This window comes from Acetobacterium sp. (assembly GCF_041752335.1).
GTDB lineage: Bacteria > Bacillota > Clostridia > Eubacteriales > Eubacteriaceae > Acetobacterium.
Genome location: NZ_JBGSHG010000078.1, coordinates 1 through 17,791, shown reverse-complemented (window position 1 = coordinate 17,791; position 17,791 = coordinate 1). Strand labels below are relative to the sequence as shown.

Here is a 17,791-nt window from a genome sequence, read left to right as displayed (position 1 = left end):
ATTATCCTCCGATCTGCCGATAACCGGCTAATAAAAGAATAGCGTACAATGACGATTTATTATCTTTAAAATTCAACAGGATTTCCTTATAATTCAGGCAATCCTACCAAGATTGAAGATAATCTGATTTTGAAGATAATGTTTGGGGAAGAATCCGGCCTGCCCTTTTACTATCGCAAACTGGCCGGTAACATTACGGATGTCAAAACCATCAGGCAATTGATGACCGAATTTGATGTCATGGGCTATAAAAAGATTCGGGTCGTTTTAGACCGTGGCTTTTACAGTAAGAGAAATATTGATTTACTGTACAAAAATCACCAGAAGTTCATTGTTGGCGTGAAACTTGGCTTGAATTATGTCAAAAACATCCTCGAAGAAGAACGTTCTAATCTACAACTCTGGTCTAATCTGGAAACCCAATTTGGAACTCATGGTATATGCCGAACCATTTCATGGGATTACGAACAGGAACGTCCCTATAAAGGGGATACGATCAAAGACAAACGCCGTGCTTATCTATTACTCTTCTACAATCCAGAAAAAGCGGCAAGGGATCAGGCGGATATGAATGATTATTTTACCAGCCTTTATACTGATTTGATGACTAATTCACGTAAGGATTATCGTAGCAACGATTATGACCGGTACTTCACCGTTACGGAAACACCGAAGCGAGGCCGTAAAGTTGCCCCCAAAGAGGATGTCATGCAGGAAGCAGCCAGGAACTATGGCTATTTCGCATTGCTTTCAAATGAAGTCAGTGACCCATTTGAGGCATTGTCAATCTATCGCAGCAAAGATATCGTTGAAAAAGGATTCGGCAACTTAAAAGAACGACTGAATTTTCGAAGAATGCAAGTTTCCTCTGAATTGTCATTAAACGGCAAGCTATTTATCGAATTTATTGCACTTATTTACTTATCCTACGTGAAAAAAAAGATGCAGGATGCTGGACTTTTTGAGAAGTGGTCATTGCAAGGATTGATTGATGAACTTGATCTCATTGAGCTGTTTGAAGCCCCCGGGCATGGACGAATACTTGGTGAAGTCACTGAAAAGCAGAAGGATATTTATGAAGCTTTGGGGGTTGATCCTCCATCGTTATAAATTTCGGGAATCCAGGATACAAACAGTCTCTGGATTCTTGTTTATTGAAAAATAAAAATGTAGAAAAGGGGGGTGCGGATATTTTTTTGGACTTTTTCAATTTTCACGCTGCCAACCCTAAACTACGACGATAAAGGATTGGACTCATACCGTCAAGTGACATTTTAATTCTCGAATGATTATACCATTTAAGATACTCATCCAGCTCATACATAAAGGATTCAATTGTAATACCTTTCCATGATTGACTATAAAACATATTCTGTCAAATGCTGCCGGTATTATCCTTTTTCACAATCATCCATCAGAAGATCCTGAACCATCCCAGGAAGATATCAATATCACCACTCGTATTAATGAAGCGGGTAAAATCATGGGGATTGAGCTGTTGGATCACATCATTATTGGTTCTGAGGGATTGTTCTGTAGCTTAAAAGAAAAGGGGGTTTTGTAGGTAATATTTTTAGATTGTCTCATTTCAAGTCTCATTGTCTGATTTTAATACCTGAATTGTTCAACGATCAAAAACATCTTAATAATTTGTATTTATCTCTTTTCATGGACATAATCTGTCTATGTTGCTCTTGTATACTTGTCTTACAAAATAAAAAATAACGGAGGAAAAAAATGTATTGTAAAAAATGTGGAAGCCAGTTGTTTGAGGATTCCGGTGGTCCAAATTGTGGTGCTATCAATGATTCGAGCAAATCTTCCCCGACACCTATCGATGTTCAGGGAGTCGTGAAGAAAGGCGCAAGCAACATTAGTCTTATATTGATCGTATTGGAAGTTGTCGGATTTGTCGTTAGTTTATTTAGTAGTGCCTTCGGTGGTGGAATTATCATTCTTTCCATGGTTGTCGCCATTATTCATTCCATGCCAAACTACAAGGCATGTCGAACAAACAAAGGGTTCAAATCATATTTGGAATATATCTGGACTGGTGTAACTGGAAAGAATCCAAAAGCAAACCGTATGGATTGTCTTTCTGTGGTAATTGGTATCGGAATTTATGTTTTAAGTTTAATTTTTTATGCAATTTTAAGTGGTCAACGTACTGATGAGGTTTATTACTATGAAACCTGGACCTTTTGGAATTGAGTCAAAAATTATTTTTCGAACTTACAGAACTGCTTGATTATTCATTACATTTAAAAATTTAATTATATTTGGAGGAAATTACCATGGCTGAATCAAAAATTTATAAACTCTCTGAGGAGCTTACCCTTGAGATGGTAGCAGAAAAATTACGTCTATTTTTAAGTGATCAAAAGAAATTAAATGCGGAATCGGTACAAACCAGTGAAGGATATCTGGTGCAAGCCAAAGCTGCTGAAAGCTGGAAAAAATTTGCGGGGATAGATTCTGCTATCCAAATTCAAATGTCCATCACAGGAAATAATTTATTGACGGTTAATATTGGTTCTGGACAATGGATCGATAAGGCTGGTGCCGCCGCTGTTGGTGCATTAATCTTTTGGCCACTCTTGGCAACATCTGCTATTGGTGCCTGGGGACAAAAAAAACTACCTGAAGAAATCATCAACTTTCTTTATAAAACAATTCAATCGCATAATGGTGCCCAAGTTTTTACCGCTGAACCCAAATCAAACACTATTATTTGTCCCAATTGTCAGATGTCTAATCATCATGATAATCGATTCTGTGAATCCTGTGGAACGAAATTTGAAACAACCTGCCCTCATTGCCAGGCAGTGATCCCCTTAGGTCAAGACTTCTGTCCGGAATGTGGAAAATCTCTACTGAAAAAACCAATCGGATTAATGTGTATCACGTGTAATGCTCCGTTAACAGAAGGTCAAAAGTTTTGTCCAGACTGCGGTTCATCTGTGATTCTTGAAAAACCAATGCTGACCTGCCAACTCATATGCGGACGAAGATACGATCAAAAAAGCCCTTGAGTCGGTTGACCATGAACCATCAGGTACGGATAAAACCACTACCAGTAAAAAGTGGAAGGATAAGGAACAGTACCTGCTCGAATTCTGCGGTTTGAGCTGAATTATTATCTTTAAAATCCGGCAGGATTTCCTTGTAATTTCAGGCAATCCTGCCGAGATTGAAGATAATCTGATTTTGAAGATAATCTTTGTTATCATCAATTGATGATAACAATCAATAGGGCAAGGTTGATTTGCGGCAAGCGGTCATGTTCCTTGTTTCGGCCATTTTTCACCTGGCTAAGCGCTTCAGAATAACTGGAGATGGAGGTAATATCAAAAGCCCAGTATTCTTTTTCGATTCGTCGTCGACCCTGTTTCTCGAAGAAACGCATCCGGCTTTCTTCATCAATGGATTGAAATAACTCGCTGCTCCGTTGTGAAGCGATATCTTCGCCATAGGGATGGATATGAAGCTTTTGCCAATGCGAAAACCGGCTCAATGCGTTGTTTTCTTCAAGAATCAGATAATAGGCGATCGACAGGATTTTCTTGTAGTTTTCGGGAAAACAGTCTTTAAGATCGACGGTAAGCCCCAGTGATTTACCGATCTGATCAAACAGGTAAGTGGCACCAAAGAAGCAACGTTGGTATTTGGTAATGGCGATCGGACCGGGTTTCACGGGAGCTGATTCGTCTATGTACTCCTTCTTTTTATAACTGCGCGTTGGGATGATATCGCCAGTCGCTGGATCGACCTTACCGAGAAGTTTGCGTTTTGCTCTGGACTGCTGCTTTTCCTTATTCCAATAAGATTCGTTCTGGTAAGCATAGGTAATTCCGGTTTTCTTGTTTGTCTGATAAATAATCCCCATAAAGCTCTCACCACCCTCGTTATACATCATAATATATAACGAGGAAAAAATCAAGGGAAAATGGGCTCAAACCATTTATTTTACTGGGTTTGTAACGAAATATCTCGTTACACTTTGCGGGAATCTAGGTTGTATACCGGAGGAAATCTGCCACTTGGTTATGATGTTGATCCAGGATGGTGTGTCAATAACTATTAATGATGGGGGAAGCGAAAAAGCAGCAGTTTATACTGAAATTGGCTTTTCAATGTTTGTCGGTATTTTATAGATCATTTACCTGACTCCAATTTATAAAATTTTTCAAATTATTAAACTGAAGCACAGATAAGTCAAATAAAATGTATAGATAACACATTTTATTTGACTTATCTGTGCCAAACATGGTAAATTAAAAGAAAAAACACAGTGGAGAGCGGTAATGAAACGAAAATTTGAAGATGTTTTAATATCCTGGAAAAATAAAAATTTCCGTAAGCCGGCACTAATCTATGGCGCTCGTCAAATTGGGAAAACCACCAGTATCAAATATTTTGGCGAAAAACATTTTCAGAACACGATTTATATCAATTTTGAATTGAACAGGGAATTAGCCGAAGATTTCCAGGGAAATATTTCTCCAGACTTTTTAATTCATCGCTTTGAGGTTTATTTTGGTGAGAAAATTAATAAGGAGACAACCTTAATTGTCTTTGACGAAATTCAGGCCTGTGAGCGTGCCTTGACAAGCTTGAAATATTTCTGTGAAGATGCCCCAGAATATTACGTCATCGGTGCGGGCAGTTTACTTGGCGTGGCAATAAAACGTGAAGATTTCAGTTTCCCAGTGGGGAAAGTTAATCAAATTCATATGGTTCCGATGGATTTTGAAGAATTCCTGTGGGCGAAGAATCAGGAAATGCTGGCAGATGAAATAAGGGTGTATTATGAAAAACGTGAGCCGTTGGATCCGGCTTTGCACAAAAAGGCAATGGGCCTTTATCGTGAATATTTAATTGTCGGTGGCATGCCTGAAGCAGTAAAAGAATATTCAGAAAACAACAGCTTGCTTGAGGTAGCAGAAATCCAGGAAGCGATCATCAATGCCTACGTTGCGGATATGGCCAAGTATGCAACATATAGCGACACAACGAAAATCATGGCCTGTTTTGATAGTCTGCCGGCGCAGTTGGCCAAAGATAATAAAAAGTTTCAATATAAAGTTGTGGCCAGGGGGGGCCGGGCCTCATTATTTGGGGCATCAATTGATTGGCTTTTGGCAGCGGGAATCGTCCTAAAATGCGAGCGGGTCGAACAAGCTCAACATCCATTGGCTATTTTTAAAGATATGGCTTCATTTAAACTCTATATGGGTGATGTTGGACTGTTGTCGCACCGGGCTGGCGTCAATGAATATGACATTATTAAAGGTAATGATCATGTTTTTATCGGCGCACTGACTGAAAACTATGTTGCCACTGCTTTAATACAAAAGGGTTATCCTTTGTATTACTGGACTTCGGGAACATCCGAGGTTGATTTTGTGATTGAGAAACACAGTGCTGTTTTGCCGATTGAGGTTAAAGCAAGAGAAAATGTCAAATCAAGAAGTTTATCGGTTTATCTCAAACACTATCATCCGGATTATTCGATTCGGATCTCAGGCAAAAATTTTGGATTTGAAAATGATATCGTGTCGATTCCATTATATGCGGTATTTTGTTTATAGGCTTGAAGTGCAACGTAAGACATTTAAAGAAATTATTTGCATAAAGCAAATAATTTTGTAAAAACAGAAAGAACTTTGTCGTAGAGTAATTATAATAACAAAATTTATGGGAGGGGATACTGATAGATACGCACCTTCTCCGCCACCATGAACTACACATCAATGGATGTTAGATAGAACCTGTTACGTAAAGTAGCAGGTTTTTTGTGTACAATAAAAGTACTGTAAATATTTATATATCCCGGGTCATGATTTTTTTAAGCTTGGCGAACCTGGGAAGACCATCTTCTTTCGGCATTTTGGTTTCGCCCTGAATAAGTGGCAGTGCATAGTCGATGAAAGCCGGCAGAAGACCGTTGCCGGCGACATTGATCCATTCACGGGGTATTTTCTTTTCAGCATTTGCGACATCGATTAGATCGAACATTTTTATCCGGTATTGGTACTCTTTTCCGGGAATCCTTTCAAAGCCTACCATCTGATCGGTGGCACCGTCAAGTGCAACTTCCAGGGCGGTTCGGCCGATCAGATAGGCTTCTTCGATGTCGGTACCTGAGGCAATATGGGCGGCGCATCGCTGAGTAAGGCCGAATTCGATACCGCGAACCTTAGTATCGATCTTTGTGCCGACAAAGCTGGCAAGGCCAGCGGCAAGTCCGCCCATTCTTGAATGGCCAAAAGCATCCGTATGCTTGGTCAGATCGGAAAAATAGGCGGCAATGTAAGTACTGTTTTTGTCCATAATGCCTTCAGAAACAGCGACAAGAACGTCTCCTTTTTTTTCATAGATGCGGCTTACGTCGGCAATGAAATCGGCAAGATCAAAATGGATCTCAGGCAAATAGATCAGATCAGGGCCAAGACCTTTGTAGGTGGCCAGCGCGGCAGCAGCGGTCAGCCATCCGGCGTTTCGACCCATGAATTCCAGGATCGTTATAGAACCAGTTCCATAGACTTTTGCATCTTTGTAAATCTCCATGCAAGATGTCGCAACAAACTTTGCGGCACTACCGTAGCCGGGGCAGTGATCCGTGCCTAAAAGGTCATTGTCGACGGTCTTAGGGATGCCGATAATCCGGCAATCATAGTTGTTCTGCTTCAGATAACTGCTTATTTTGCTGCAGGTATCCATGGAATCATTGCCACCGTTATATAAGAAATAACGGATTTCATACTTCCGGAATGTTTTGAGAATACGCTTGTAATCTGTGTCATCGACAATGAAATCCTTAAGTTTATAACGGCTGGTACCAAACGCCGAGGAGGGAGTGTACTTCAGGAGTGAAAGTTCGCAAGAATCCTCCAGATCCATAATATATAATCGATCGTCTAAAACACCCTTGATGCCATTTTCAGCAGCGTACACCGTTGTGATATGTTCTGAAGCAAGTGCAGCTTCAATGCAGCCAAGGGCACTGGCGTTAATAACGGAGGTCGGTCCGCCTGATTGACCGATGAGGCAGGCGCCTGTTAATGGTGTTATCATGATTATTAGCAATCCTTTCATTACATTGCCCAAATAAGTGTGACTTCGAGCACGCAGACTTATCTTATATAAACATTACCCGTTTTATAGACGGGCAATCAGTCAACGCGGTCGATCTCTTCAAATTTATTAACCGTCCCCAAGGCGACATTAAAAAAACACAGAATGATGCATCAACATTGCTGTTAAATAGAACCTGTTACGTATGGAGCAGGTTCTATTTGCGTTTTAAAACAAATCTCTTTGGTACAAAAAAATAATAGAACACGTTCGAAAATTAATATTGAGGAGACTAAAAAGATGTTTTAACTTTTACTTGAACCAGGTAAGATTGGTAACATGACGCTTCGTAATCATGTCATTATGGGACCAACAGAAACTCATTTTGCTTCTTCTGATGGTCAGGTTACGCAGCCTGAAATTGATTATTATGTTAGACGGGCAAAAGGCGGGGTCGGTCTGATTGTTACCCATCAGATGACAGGGTTGGGGGAATTGAAAAATCACAGTATAATGTATCGCAAAAGATAAAATACTAACATACCGGTGGAGATGAAATATGGCGAAGGAAAGCATGCTGAAGCAAAAATTGAATCGAATGGAAAATAAATCAAAGATTCTGGAAGCGACCGTTCGACTACTAAAGGAAAAAGGCATTGAAAAAGTGACGGTCAGAAATGTGTGTGAAGAAGCGGGCATTGCCGTCGGGACTTTCTATTATTATTTTCAGAACAAGGATGATCTGATGTTTTATTTTGTATCAGAAGATTTTTATGATGCGGAGCTAAGATCATCAGAAAATAGTATTACCGGCAGAATCATCGAACTTTATATGACCCTGATCAATCATTACCAGGCCCTGGGCGTTCCGTTTATGAAGAGCTTCTATTCTAATAATAATTCGGCCTTATCGGCCTATATGTCAGAAACCGAGGGAAAGTTTCTGAAGAATTCGATCCTCGAGAAAAGTGAAGATGAAATGGAGAAAGCCGCCAAGATGGGACTGATTGTACACAGACCTTCATCTGGTCTGTGTACAATCATCAAAGGCGCAGTCTTTGAGTGGTGTCTTTGCGATGGAGAGATGAATATAGCGGCGGTGTTGGCCAGAATTATCACCAGATATCTTGACGGCTATCTGGTAAAAAATGATGGCTGAAAAAATCATAAAGGAGAACCATGATTAAAATTTATGAAAATAAATGTATCGGCTGCGGACTATGTGCGAAAGATTGTTTCACCCAAGATATCGAAGTGGTTGGGGAACAGGTAAGGTCTAAAAAAATTCGTTGTATTGAGTGCGGGCATTGTATCGCCGTTTGTCCTAAAAATGCCGTTAGCCTGGAAAATTATCCGATGTCAGAAATTTTAGAATATCAGCAGGGCGCATTTGATTTAGATGAAAATCAATACTTACGGGCGCTGAAATTCAGAAGAACAATCCGGCAGTTTTCTGTGAAGCCAGTAGAAATAGAAAAGATTTAAAAAATTATTGAAGCCGGACGGTATTCGCTGATCGGCGGTAATCAGCAGAATGTATCCTATTGTGTTGTCCGTGATGACATTGACCGATTAAGAACGATGGCCATTGATGAACTGAATAAAATAGCCAACCTTTCCGATGCGGAAAAAGACAAGCTAAAAATATCCTGGTACGGGGAGATGTGGCAGCAGATGTATCGGAATTATCATGATCAGAATCGGAAAGATGGTCTATTTTTTGATGCCGGAACCGTGATTCTGGTAATATCTGAGTCGGTCCAAAGTGCCTGCATCGCTGGAAAGCGCGATTTATGAGGCCCGGCAGGCCAGCCAGCCCGCTTCGATTGCGATGTTTGATATTGACCGCTTTAAAACGGTCAATGATACCAAGGGTCATGTTTTTGGTGATCAGGTGCTTAAGGTATGTACCTGTAACTGCATCTGAAACAAGCCGGTAATACCATTGGCGTCAAAAGAGTGGATCGTTGTTCCGCCCTGGGCAATGGCCTGCGCCAGAATTTCTTTTGCTACGGCGATTAATTCAGCGACCCGCTTTTGACTGACCCGTTTCCCGGGGGTGGTGGGATCCCTTTTCATCGTGAAACAGATTTCATTGGCGTAGATATTGCCGATTCCGGTCATAATGGTTTGATCGAGCAACAAGCTTTTTATCGGCAGACTACTCTTATGTATTTTTGCATAGATCGCTTTAGGATCGGCGTTCGATGGTTCGGGTCCAAGCTTGCAAAGCGGTAAATCGTGACGATAGCGTTCTTTATTCACCAGTTCTAAACGCCCAAATTTACGGGTGTCCTGATAGCGTAATGCGCTACCGTCACTAAAGACAAAGCTAAGATGTTCATGTTTGTTTAGCGGCTTTGAAGCGTCGACAATATTATACTTGCCTTCCATCCGTAAATGCGAAATAAAGGCATCATGATCCAAAATAAAGATTAAGTATTTCCCGACCCGATCGATATCGCGAATGGTTTGGCCGGTTAACGTCGTCACAAAATTGTCCGTATCCCCGACAACGATCTTAGCATAATGAACCCGGATCTCCTTAATTTCTTTTCCAATAATAGAATGCTTTAACGTTCGGCGAACGGTTTCGACTTCTGGCAGTTCTGGCATAAGATTCACCTGCATAATGCTTTAATAAGAATAATTTTTGACGATAGAATAAAGTAAAGTCGGTCTTTTGATACGATCAAACCTCGACATGTACATCTTCAAGATATTCGCACACCTGTTCCAATAATTCGAGCAGCATCTCGCTTTTTTCTGGGCCTAATTTGTCGACGAGCCCGGCAAACAATGCTGTAAAATAACAGCTGCCCTTTGCAACTATTTCTTCTCCTTTGGCTGTCAGCTTAAGATCAACAACCCTTTTATCCTTTGAATTGGTACTGCGGTCAATATATCCCTTGCTGCTTAAAGCTTTAACCAATTCAGTAACAGTAGGTGATGTTACGGACATTCGCTTGCTGATTTCTGAGATACTGGCAATACCATCAGTGTCGCAAGAAATATCTTTAAGACATAACAAAACGCGGATTTCGCTATGTTTTAATCCCAATAATGGTTGTTTTTTTCGTTCTGCTCTGGACACGCTTTCAAATACATCGATTAGTCTTTTAATTTCAATATTGGGCTGGCTATTCACGAAATCCACCTCACTCAAGTTTTTGTTTTCTGATAAATATGGCTAATTATAGATGTTCTTCATTATATCTTATCTGTGAATAGGCAACAATATTTTTTTTGACAAACTGTGTTCACCGGGAACAGGTCTATTCAATCTCTTCATAAACCGGTTTTACTTTCAGGAACAATGAAACGATCGCGCCGACCAGCAGCAGTGCCGCGCCGATATAGAAAACATTAGATAAGGCATCGCCCATCACGGTTCGTACCATGTCCATCATTTGAACGAATATATCTTGCAGTTGTTGTGGCATCGCCGTTTGGATCGCGGCAAACTTATCTTTATTCAGTAGCAGCTGTGGATTTGCCATTTCTTTGAAACTTGCTGCGGTTGCAGCATCTAATGTTGATAAATCGACGCCGGCACTCGATGATATAGCAGTTCCCAAGTTTTTCGCCATCGATGTGTTCATGATTGAACCAAATATGGCGATGAAGATAGTCCCGCCGAGATTACGAAAAAGCGTGGTGGTTGCGGTAACCACCCCAAGCTGTGAGGCAGGGGCTGAATTTTGTGCTGCGGTTGTGAAGACCGTCATCCCAAAACCAAGTCCGACTCCGAAAATAACCAGACTTACCGCAGCCATGGTTACGCTGCCCATATTAGCCATCACAATCATGCTGGCACTCATAATACCTAAACCGACGACGGCGAATAATCGGTAATTACCTGATTTTGATAACCAGCTTCCGACTAGGGTGCTGAAGATAATCATCATAATTGACATGGGAATATTAAATAAACCAGATGTCGTTGCTGACAAGCCTTGTACCCCTTGAATGTAGAATGGCATATAGGACATTGCGCCCATCATTCCGCCGCTCATCACAAAACTGGCCACAAGAGAAATGGTTACCCCCTTGTTTTTAAATAGCGATAGGGGAATGACCGGGTTCTTTGCTTTGCTTTCGACCAGGGCAAAAATAACGATTCCGAGTATCGTCGTTGCAAATAAGCCTAATATTTGCGGTGAACCCCAAGCGTATTTTGATCCTGCCCAAGAGAAACCAAACAACAAGCTGCTGATCGAAACAGCTAATAGAATTGAACCAGCAAAGTCAATTGAACCGGATCCATCCCCGGTAGTTTTAGGAAACATCCGCCAAATCATCGCAAAGGCAACAACACCCAGCGGCAAGAAAATCCAGAACAGCCATTTCCAGGCGATGTAATCAATTAGAACACCGCCAAGTACGGGACCAAGAATACTGGAAAATCCGAAAATAGACATCATTGCGCCGGTCCATTTTGCTCTTTCCTGGACGGGGTATAAATCACCCACAGCGGTAAGGGTGATTGACATTAAGATACCGCCGCCAACACCCTGGATTCCACGGAAGGCGATCATCTGGAAAATATCAGTGGACAAACCGATTAAGAAGGTTCCAACTAAGAAAATTAAAATACCGCCCAGGATAAACGGTTTTCGGCCATAGATATCAGATAATTTTCCAACTAGTATGGTAGAAATTGTTGAAGTAAGCATATAAATGGTAATGACCCAGGAGTAGTATTCCATCCCACCCAACTGAGCGATAATTCCCGGCAGTGCTGAGCTTATGATCGTTTGATTGATAGCAGCAAAAAACATGGTAGCCATCAACGCGATCATAACAACGGTTTTTCTTTTACTTGTTAATTGATTCATAAAATAAAGTTCCTCTTTCTTGTCAGTAAAATTGTTGGCATCTAAAATAGTTAGGTTACCAACCTAATGGATTGTAACCTAAGGAACCCAACTCGTCAATACCTATTAAGAAAAATTTAAATTTAGGAAACCAAGGGTGCTGTTTGTACACAGCACCCTATTTGTCACAATTGCCAAGTCATCTTTTAGGAATCAGATTTTATAAACGTCATGGTATCCTTCACATCAGCAAAGCTGTTTTGCAGGGCCGCCATAAACACGGTGTGAACAAGCTCAGCCGGAACCGGGGTGTTTTCCCAGAGCAAATCTCTGGTGGTACAGGCGTCGCTCAATAATTCAATGGCGAAGCCCAGTCTCTTGGCGGAACGCACCGTTGTGTCAACACACATATGGCTCATCATGCCGCAGATCACCAACTGTTCGATGGCCAATTCATTTAGAAGCGGAAGTAAATCGGTGTTGAAGAAACTATCTGGGGTATTTTTGATAATCACCCTTTCTCCGGGCAAGGGCGATACCAGGCTATTGATATTGACGCCTACGGTATCGGCGCTGAAAAAGAGGGCTTCTGCTTTTGTGTTGATATGCTGAACATGAAAGACGGGAAGCCCTTTTTTTCTAAAATAATCTAAAGCACGTTTGGCGTTTTGGGCAGCGGCTTCCGGCTGATTAAGCTCAAAACGGCCACCGGGAAAATAATCATTTTGGATATCAATTAGAATGAATGCTTTTTTCATTTATTAAACCTCCTCGTTTTTGACAGTATAAGCCATCTTGATCAGGAGGTAAATTACCCACTTTTTGGTGGGTATGTTTATCGATAGGGAAAATCAGAGCAACTATTTGAGATAACAGATGCCTTTTTGATCTAAGCTGTCAGTCAGGTGATGTTCAATCATATAGTCAATTCCAACGTCCTGCATAATTTCAATGGCTTTAAGAATCTGCTTGCCCCGTGCGGTCAGATAGTAATCAACATGAAGCGGATAACCGGGAGCGTTTTCTTTGGCGACCAGGCCAAAATGGCGCAGCTCATTTAATTGTTGCAAGAGCATTTTCTGGCTGATACCAGCGATGCTTTTCTCCAGTTGCGAAAGCGAAACAGAACCAGTTCTCATTTGAAAAATGATAATGGTTTTCCATTTGCCTTTGATAATGTCATGGACAATCTCAAGCGGGCAGGTGTAATCATTGCGGATTTTCATTTTAAACTCCCGGTTACTTTAGAATTTAGGTTTTAGCTGCTGCTACCATGTTAAGCGCAAATTGATGCTGATCTAATTATTGCAGCAATCGATCAGATAAATAGGGGATCAGAAATGCCCTTGAGGATGGCTGTGGTGGACAAGGTCCCGAAACGCCCTAAGTCACACTAATTATTCGCGGCTAGCTTAAGATTCCTGATCAAAAGCGGCCAGAATGACGTCAAGGGCATGAAGTCGAGAGAATACTATTTGACAATGGTCAAACGATACCAATCTAGTATTTATCGATATCATTATCCATATTGATTGTTATCGGTGAAGGCTGCGGGCTGATGGATTTCATGGGTTTGGAACTAACGGGGGTTAAATGGTTAACTTGTGTCGTTATACTTTTTATTTTAAAGGTGTCTACCATTTGCTTTAGCATTTCAGCCTGGCTGGAAAGTTCTTCACTGGCGGCCGCACTCTCTTCAGCAGTGGCTGAATTGGTTTGAACCACCTGGGATACCTGTTCAATACCCTGGGTGATCTGGGCGATTTCCGAGGCCTGGTCGTTGGAAGCTTGGGCAATATTGCCCACTAAATTAGACACTTTCTCAATTTCTGTTAAAATTTCTTTGAGACTTGCTTCGGTTTGATCGGCAATTTGACTTCCTGCTCCAACCCTGTCGATGGAGCCTTCAATCAGAGCTGTCGTTTCCTTGGCAGCATCTGCACTTCTAGCGGCCAGATTTCTGACTTCTTCAGCAACCACGGCAAAACCTTTTCCGTGCTGTCCGGCTCGAGCAGCTTCAACAGCGGCATTCAGGGCTAGAATATTGGTCTGGAAGGCGATGTCGTCAATGACTTTGATGATCTTTGAAATGCTTTTTGATGACTCAATAATGTCTGATATAGCGGCAACCATCCGGTTCATCTGGCTATTCCCAACTTCGGCACTGGTTCGAACTTTCAAGGCTAATTCGTTGGCTTCATTGGCATTCATGGCGTTTTTCTTGGTTTCCGCTGCCACTTCTGAAATGGAGGCGGTGAGCTGTTGAATCGAACTGGCCTGCTCGGTGGTACCTTGAGACAGTGCCTGACCGCCATCAGAAATTTGCTGAGATCCAATTTCGACCTGTCCAGCGGCTATGTTGATGTCTGTCATGGTGATGCTGAGGCTGGTAGTAATCTCGTTCAGGGCTATTTTAATGGCCTGGAAATCGCCCAAATAGTCTTCGGTGATGTGCTGTTCCAGGTTACCCTGACCGACTTCTTCAAGGATATGGGTGATTTCCACCACATATTGTTTGAGGAAACTAATGGTTTGGTTCATGTCCTTTTTAATGACTGCGTAGTCGCCCTGATAATTGCCAACCATCCCGGTGTTGAGGTTTCCCAGGGCCAGTTCTTTTAAGGTTGCTAAGGTTTCCTGTACCGGTGCGACCACGGCATCCAAAGTTTCATTAACCCCGTCGATAACCCGGGCAAAATCGCCCTGGTGTTTGCTGGCATCTGCCCGGATATCCAGTTTTCCATCGATTCCGGCTTGGGCCAGCATCCTGGTGTCTTCAACCAGCGCGTTGATAGCGTCAAAACAGATATTGAGGTTATTCTTAATTGTGTTGAAATTCCCATTATAGGTATCGGTAATCTTTGCCGGAATTTCCCCTTTACTGATGTGATCCACGCATTCTGCCGCCATATTCAGCGGGCCAATCACGGCATCCAGGGTGTTGTTGACCTTCTATGTTACGATCCTTTCTTGCTCAGCCTCTTCCTCTAGAACACAGCCAAGAAAGTGTTGACATTCAGATTTATTATGTTGGCAACCTAATAAATTATAGCTTAATGAAATCTAGTCGTCAACACCTATTAAGAAAATTAAAACCTATATTTTGAATGTGAAATATGTCATGGATCTGGAATGCTGATGTTCATTGATCCAGACGGACATGAAAGTGTTGGCCGATGCCCATTTGAAACGAACGATTATGGGCAGAGAAACAGTGGTAGCCGTCACCGCCGGCAAGCTGGATTTTGCCAGTGGGAACAGATCTTTTATTTCGAATTTGATGGTAAACGGGATAAGCGGGTGCTGGTCAAAATCATTGGCGAGTAAAGCAATTTGAAGGCATGAATCAGACCAGCATAAAAATGGAGAGTGAAATAGATGAGAAGCATTTTATTGGTAATTGATTACCAGCAAGATTTTGTCGATGGGGCCCTTGGCTTTCCTCAGGCGGTTCTTCTTGAGGAGCCGATTGCCCAAAAAATAATGGAATATCGCCAGAAAGGCCAGGAAATTCTGTTTACCTATGATACCCATACGGCCGATTATCTAAATACTCAGGAAGGCAGAAATTTACCGGTTGTTCATTGTATCAAAGGAACAGCCGGGTGGGAACTTTATGGCAAGGTGGCCCAGCTGCGCTTAGATACCGACACTTGTATCGAAAAGATCGCATTTGGATCCATGGAGCTTGCCGAGTTTCTGGCGGCGAACCAGTATGACCGGGTCGAGCTGGTCGGGGTTGTTTCAAACATCTGTCTGATCTCGGATGCCGTGCTGGCCAAGGCGGCCCTGCCGGAAGCGGAAATTATTGTCGATGCCAGCTGCGTCGCCAGCAATGAAGACCGCCTTAACGAGGCTGCGTTAGATGTGATGGAAAGCATGCAGATCCGCATTATTAACCGAAGATAAAGCTGGCAAAATTTCAATTTCCCCAGCTGAAATTTCCGAGTTATAATAAACAAAAACAAGGAGGCAACAATGGGAACCAGCAAGGAATTTGCAGACTATGTCTGTGATCAGTTAATGGCGGCAGGAAACATCAGCTGCAAAAAAATGTTTGGTGAATATGGCGTCTATCTTGACGAAAAGATTGTCGGACTGATCTGTGATAATCAGTTTTTCCTCAAGAAAACAGAAGCAGGGCGAGTCATCATTGAAGAACACTTGGAAACCGTTGAAGAAGGTCTGCCATACCCGGGTGCCAAGCCACAGTTTTTGATTGATTCGCTGGATGACCGGGAATGGTTGGCCGAATTGCTGCGGGTCAGTTATCAGGAACTGCCAATGCCCAAGCCGAAGAAAAAGAAAAAATGATGGATCAACAAGAGTATAAGAAAACTTATAAACCATTGATCCTGTGGATGATCTTATTCATAGCAGGGAGTACCTTTATACCAGTATTTATCAATAGAACTCTTGATCAGCTATTCCAGATAACCTGGGGAGAGGGTGCCGAGGTTAGGATGGTGCTGATGTTCACGGTTATTGCAATTGATGGCTTATTGGTTATGATATATACGGGAGAATATGTCTATTGGATTAATGGTGGACCCAGCTTTGAGGAAGCTAAAGCAGCGGGCAGTGAAAAAAGAAAAGCCTATGCAGCCGCACATTTAAGCGTGTTTCTAACCTGATTAAGATCGGTGACACCCTTCGCACGGCTTTGTCACGTCCCACTGATATGGTGGTTCGTTACGGTGGTGAAGAATTTTTCATACTCCTGTGCATACTAAATTCCAATTTTAAAGGCGACCATTGTAATATCATCAAATTGGGGGGCTCCATTAACAAAGCAGTCAATGTCATTTTTTATACTTGAAAGCAATTCATCTGCATTTAAGTCCATATTGTTATTGAGTGCAGCAAGCAATCTATCCTCACCATACAATTCATCATTGATATTCGTTGCTTCGGTGACGCCATCGGTATAGAGATATAATTCATCGCCACTTGTCAGCTGCATTTCTTGCTGTTTATACTTAATCTCTTCCATTCCGCCAAGCACAAAGCCGGTATGCAATTTTAAATATTCAAAGCTGCCATCTGCTCTTTTTAACAATGGCGGATTATGTCCGGCATTCACACAAACAAAATGATGTGTCGAAATTTCGTATACCCCCATAAAAGCGGTGACAAACATCCCCACTTCGTTATTTTCACAAAGCTGGGCATTCACTAATGTAAAAATTTCAACCGGCGTCCGACCAACCTGGGCTTGATTTTTAATCAACGTTTTAGCAACTACCATAAATAACGCCGCTGGAACACCTTTCCCCGAGACATCGGCAATCACTACCGCCAAATGATCATCATCAATGGAAAAGAAGTCATAAAAGTCACCACCAACTTCTTTAGCCGGTTTCATCGTCGCATAAATTTCAAATTCTGCTCGATTCGTGAAGTCAGGAAAAATACTGGGCAGCATTGATGTTTGGATTTCCGTGGCCACATTCAGTTCAGCTGAAATTCGTTCTTTTTCTTCATTATCTTTTTTCTGTTTATTCAGAAGCGCCCGCGTCCGATCCATCAAGGTAAAACAAATTGGCGCAAATGCGATTAGGGTAAATACTCGCGGCAAATAATAGAACTTAAAGGTTCTAATCAAAATGCTTGCGGTAATGATCCGCTCTTTCGCGCCATCCATTTCAGCCATCATATTCGAATCCCATAAACCAACATAAAGTCCGGCAAAAATAGCCATAGTCATAAAAACAACACTTCCCGCCAAAGTCCACGCAGTAAATTTTTTAGAATAATAATGGCAGGAAATCAATAACGGACAAATCCAGGCAAGGATCGTATGATACGTCATCATTGTCGAAAGACTGGTCATTCCCATAATGGTACAAGCCATGATCAGATATTTCAGGTACCACTTTTGACCGCTAATCATTTTA

19 protein-coding genes and 5 pseudogenes are annotated in these 17,791 nt (G+C 41.8%); 14 read left to right on the top strand and 10 right to left on the bottom strand.

What is annotated here, in order from left to right; genetic code table 11:
• The first annotated feature begins 138 nt into the window (after nt 1-138).
• On the top strand, nt 139-1,110 hold the full coding sequence (locus tag ACEW8F_RS10055; RefSeq protein WP_373483336.1) for a transposase: 972 nt from the start codon (nt 139-141) through the stop codon (nt 1,108-1,110).
• A gap of 103 nt (nt 1,111-1,213) precedes the next feature.
• Here the strand turns inward: ACEW8F_RS10055 and ACEW8F_RS10050 are convergent.
• Nucleotides 1,214-1,369: pseudogene (locus tag ACEW8F_RS10050) on the bottom strand (IS3 family transposase); the annotation flags it as partial.
• On the opposite strand from ACEW8F_RS10050, the pseudogene ACEW8F_RS10045 reads away from it, so the two are divergent.
• The 3 genes and pseudogenes from ACEW8F_RS10045 to ACEW8F_RS10035 all read left to right on the top strand — a co-directional run.
• A pseudogene (locus tag ACEW8F_RS10045) lies at nt 1,370-1,564 on the top strand (JAB domain-containing protein); the annotation flags it as partial. It abuts the pseudogene before it with no gap.
• 173 nt (nt 1,565-1,737) lie between these two features.
• Entirely contained in the window at nt 1,738-2,211 is a 474-nt protein-coding gene (locus tag ACEW8F_RS10040; protein WP_373483334.1) for a hypothetical protein, read from the top strand.
• An 83-nt stretch (nt 2,212-2,294) separates the two neighbouring features.
• Entirely contained in the window at nt 2,295-3,032 is a 738-nt protein-coding gene (locus tag ACEW8F_RS10035) for a zinc ribbon domain-containing protein (RefSeq protein WP_373483333.1), read from the top strand.
• Between the two features lie 197 nt (nt 3,033-3,229).
• On the opposite strand, the gene ACEW8F_RS10030 is transcribed toward ACEW8F_RS10035, so the two are convergent.
• Nucleotides 3,230-3,886, bottom strand: a complete 657-nt coding sequence (locus ACEW8F_RS10030) for a hypothetical protein (protein WP_373483332.1) — start codon at nt 3,884-3,886, stop codon at nt 3,230-3,232.
• Nucleotides 3,887-4,304: 418 nt separating this feature from the next.
• Here ACEW8F_RS10030 and ACEW8F_RS10025 point away from each other — a divergent pair, with 418 nt between their 5' ends.
• Nucleotides 4,305-5,591 (top strand): ATP-binding protein, encoded by a 1,287-nt coding sequence (locus ACEW8F_RS10025; protein ID WP_373483331.1) that lies wholly within the window; start codon nt 4,305-4,307, stop codon nt 5,589-5,591.
• A 232-nt stretch (nt 5,592-5,823) separates the two neighbouring features.
• Here the strand turns inward: ACEW8F_RS10025 and ACEW8F_RS10020 are convergent, their stop codons facing one another.
• On the bottom strand, nt 5,824-7,074 hold the full coding sequence (locus ACEW8F_RS10020) for a 6-phosphofructokinase (RefSeq protein ID WP_373483335.1): 1,251 nt from the start codon (nt 7,072-7,074) through the stop codon (nt 5,824-5,826).
• A gap of 327 nt (nt 7,075-7,401) precedes the next feature.
• Between ACEW8F_RS10020 and ACEW8F_RS10015 the strand changes: the two are divergent.
• The 5 genes and pseudogenes from ACEW8F_RS10015 to ACEW8F_RS09995 all read left to right on the top strand — a co-directional run.
• Nucleotides 7,402-7,608 (top strand): annotated as a pseudogene (locus ACEW8F_RS10015) (hypothetical protein); the annotation flags it as partial.
• Nucleotides 7,609-7,636: 28 nt separating this feature from the next.
• Nucleotides 7,637-8,236, top strand: a complete 600-nt coding sequence (locus tag ACEW8F_RS10010) for a TetR/AcrR family transcriptional regulator (RefSeq protein ID WP_373483330.1) — start codon at nt 7,637-7,639, stop codon at nt 8,234-8,236.
• 20 nt (nt 8,237-8,256) lie between these two features.
• Complete coding sequence (locus tag ACEW8F_RS10005) at nt 8,257-8,562, top strand: 4Fe-4S dicluster domain-containing protein (protein WP_373483329.1); 306 nt, start codon at nt 8,257-8,259, stop codon at nt 8,560-8,562.
• 96 nt (nt 8,563-8,658) lie between these two features.
• On the top strand, nt 8,659-8,874 hold the full coding sequence (locus ACEW8F_RS10000; protein ID WP_373483328.1) for a hypothetical protein: 216 nt from the start codon (nt 8,659-8,661) through the stop codon (nt 8,872-8,874).
• Nucleotides 8,843-9,004: a diguanylate cyclase gene (locus tag ACEW8F_RS09995; RefSeq protein ID WP_373483327.1), complete on the top strand. Its 162-nt coding sequence runs from the start codon at nt 8,843-8,845 to the stop codon at nt 9,002-9,004. The genes ACEW8F_RS10000 and ACEW8F_RS09995 overlap by 32 nt, the downstream gene beginning before the upstream one ends.
• Here the strand turns inward: ACEW8F_RS09995 and mutM are convergent.
• The 6 genes and pseudogenes from mutM to ACEW8F_RS09965 form a co-directional block, all read right to left on the bottom strand.
• Nucleotides 8,968-9,693: a DNA-formamidopyrimidine glycosylase gene (gene mutM / locus ACEW8F_RS09990; RefSeq protein ID WP_373483326.1), complete on the bottom strand. Its 726-nt coding sequence runs from the start codon at nt 9,691-9,693 to the stop codon at nt 8,968-8,970. The genes ACEW8F_RS09995 and mutM overlap by 37 nt on opposite strands.
• Nucleotides 9,694-9,769: 76 nt before the next feature.
• On the bottom strand, nt 9,770-10,225 hold the full coding sequence (locus ACEW8F_RS09985) for a MarR family winged helix-turn-helix transcriptional regulator (protein ID WP_373483325.1): 456 nt from the start codon (nt 10,223-10,225) through the stop codon (nt 9,770-9,772).
• A 127-nt stretch (nt 10,226-10,352) separates the two neighbouring features.
• Nucleotides 10,353-11,915 carry an MDR family MFS transporter gene (locus tag ACEW8F_RS09980; RefSeq protein WP_373483324.1) on the bottom strand — a complete coding sequence of 521 codons (1,563 nt, stop codon included), beginning with the start codon at nt 11,913-11,915 and terminating at the stop codon, nt 10,353-10,355.
• Between the two features lie 185 nt (nt 11,916-12,100).
• Complete coding sequence (locus tag ACEW8F_RS09975) at nt 12,101-12,652, bottom strand: cysteine hydrolase family protein (protein WP_373483323.1); 552 nt, start codon at nt 12,650-12,652, stop codon at nt 12,101-12,103.
• A gap of 102 nt (nt 12,653-12,754) precedes the next feature.
• A complete protein-coding gene (locus tag ACEW8F_RS09970) occupies nt 12,755-13,120 on the bottom strand; it encodes a winged helix-turn-helix transcriptional regulator (protein WP_373483322.1) in 366 nt (121 codons plus the stop codon).
• A gap of 274 nt (nt 13,121-13,394) precedes the next feature.
• Nucleotides 13,395-14,843: pseudogene (locus tag ACEW8F_RS09965) on the bottom strand (methyl-accepting chemotaxis protein); the annotation flags it as partial.
• A 223-nt stretch (nt 14,844-15,066) separates the two neighbouring features.
• On the opposite strand from ACEW8F_RS09965, the pseudogene ACEW8F_RS09960 reads away from it, so the two are divergent.
• From ACEW8F_RS09960 to ACEW8F_RS09945, 4 genes and pseudogenes are all read left to right on the top strand, one after another.
• Nucleotides 15,067-15,221: pseudogene (locus tag ACEW8F_RS09960) on the top strand (YjbQ family protein); the annotation flags it as partial.
• 51 nt (nt 15,222-15,272) lie between these two features.
• The gene (locus tag ACEW8F_RS09955; RefSeq protein ID WP_373483321.1) at nt 15,273-15,803 is read left to right on the top strand and encodes a cysteine hydrolase family protein; all 531 of its coding nucleotides are present in this window, start codon (nt 15,273-15,275) and stop codon (nt 15,801-15,803) included.
• A 69-nt stretch (nt 15,804-15,872) separates the two neighbouring features.
• Entirely contained in the window at nt 15,873-16,208 is a 336-nt protein-coding gene (locus ACEW8F_RS09950; RefSeq protein WP_373483320.1) for a TfoX/Sxy family protein, read from the top strand.
• A complete protein-coding gene (locus ACEW8F_RS09945; protein WP_373483319.1) occupies nt 16,136-16,528 on the top strand; it encodes a hypothetical protein in 393 nt (130 codons plus the stop codon). Before ACEW8F_RS09950 ends, ACEW8F_RS09945 begins: the two co-directional genes overlap by 73 nt.
• 95 nt (nt 16,529-16,623) lie before the next feature.
• On the opposite strand, the gene ACEW8F_RS09940 is transcribed toward ACEW8F_RS09945, so the two are convergent.
• On the bottom strand, nt 16,624-17,791 hold a 1,168-nt coding region (locus tag ACEW8F_RS09940; RefSeq protein WP_373483318.1), incomplete at its 5' end, for a PP2C family protein-serine/threonine phosphatase.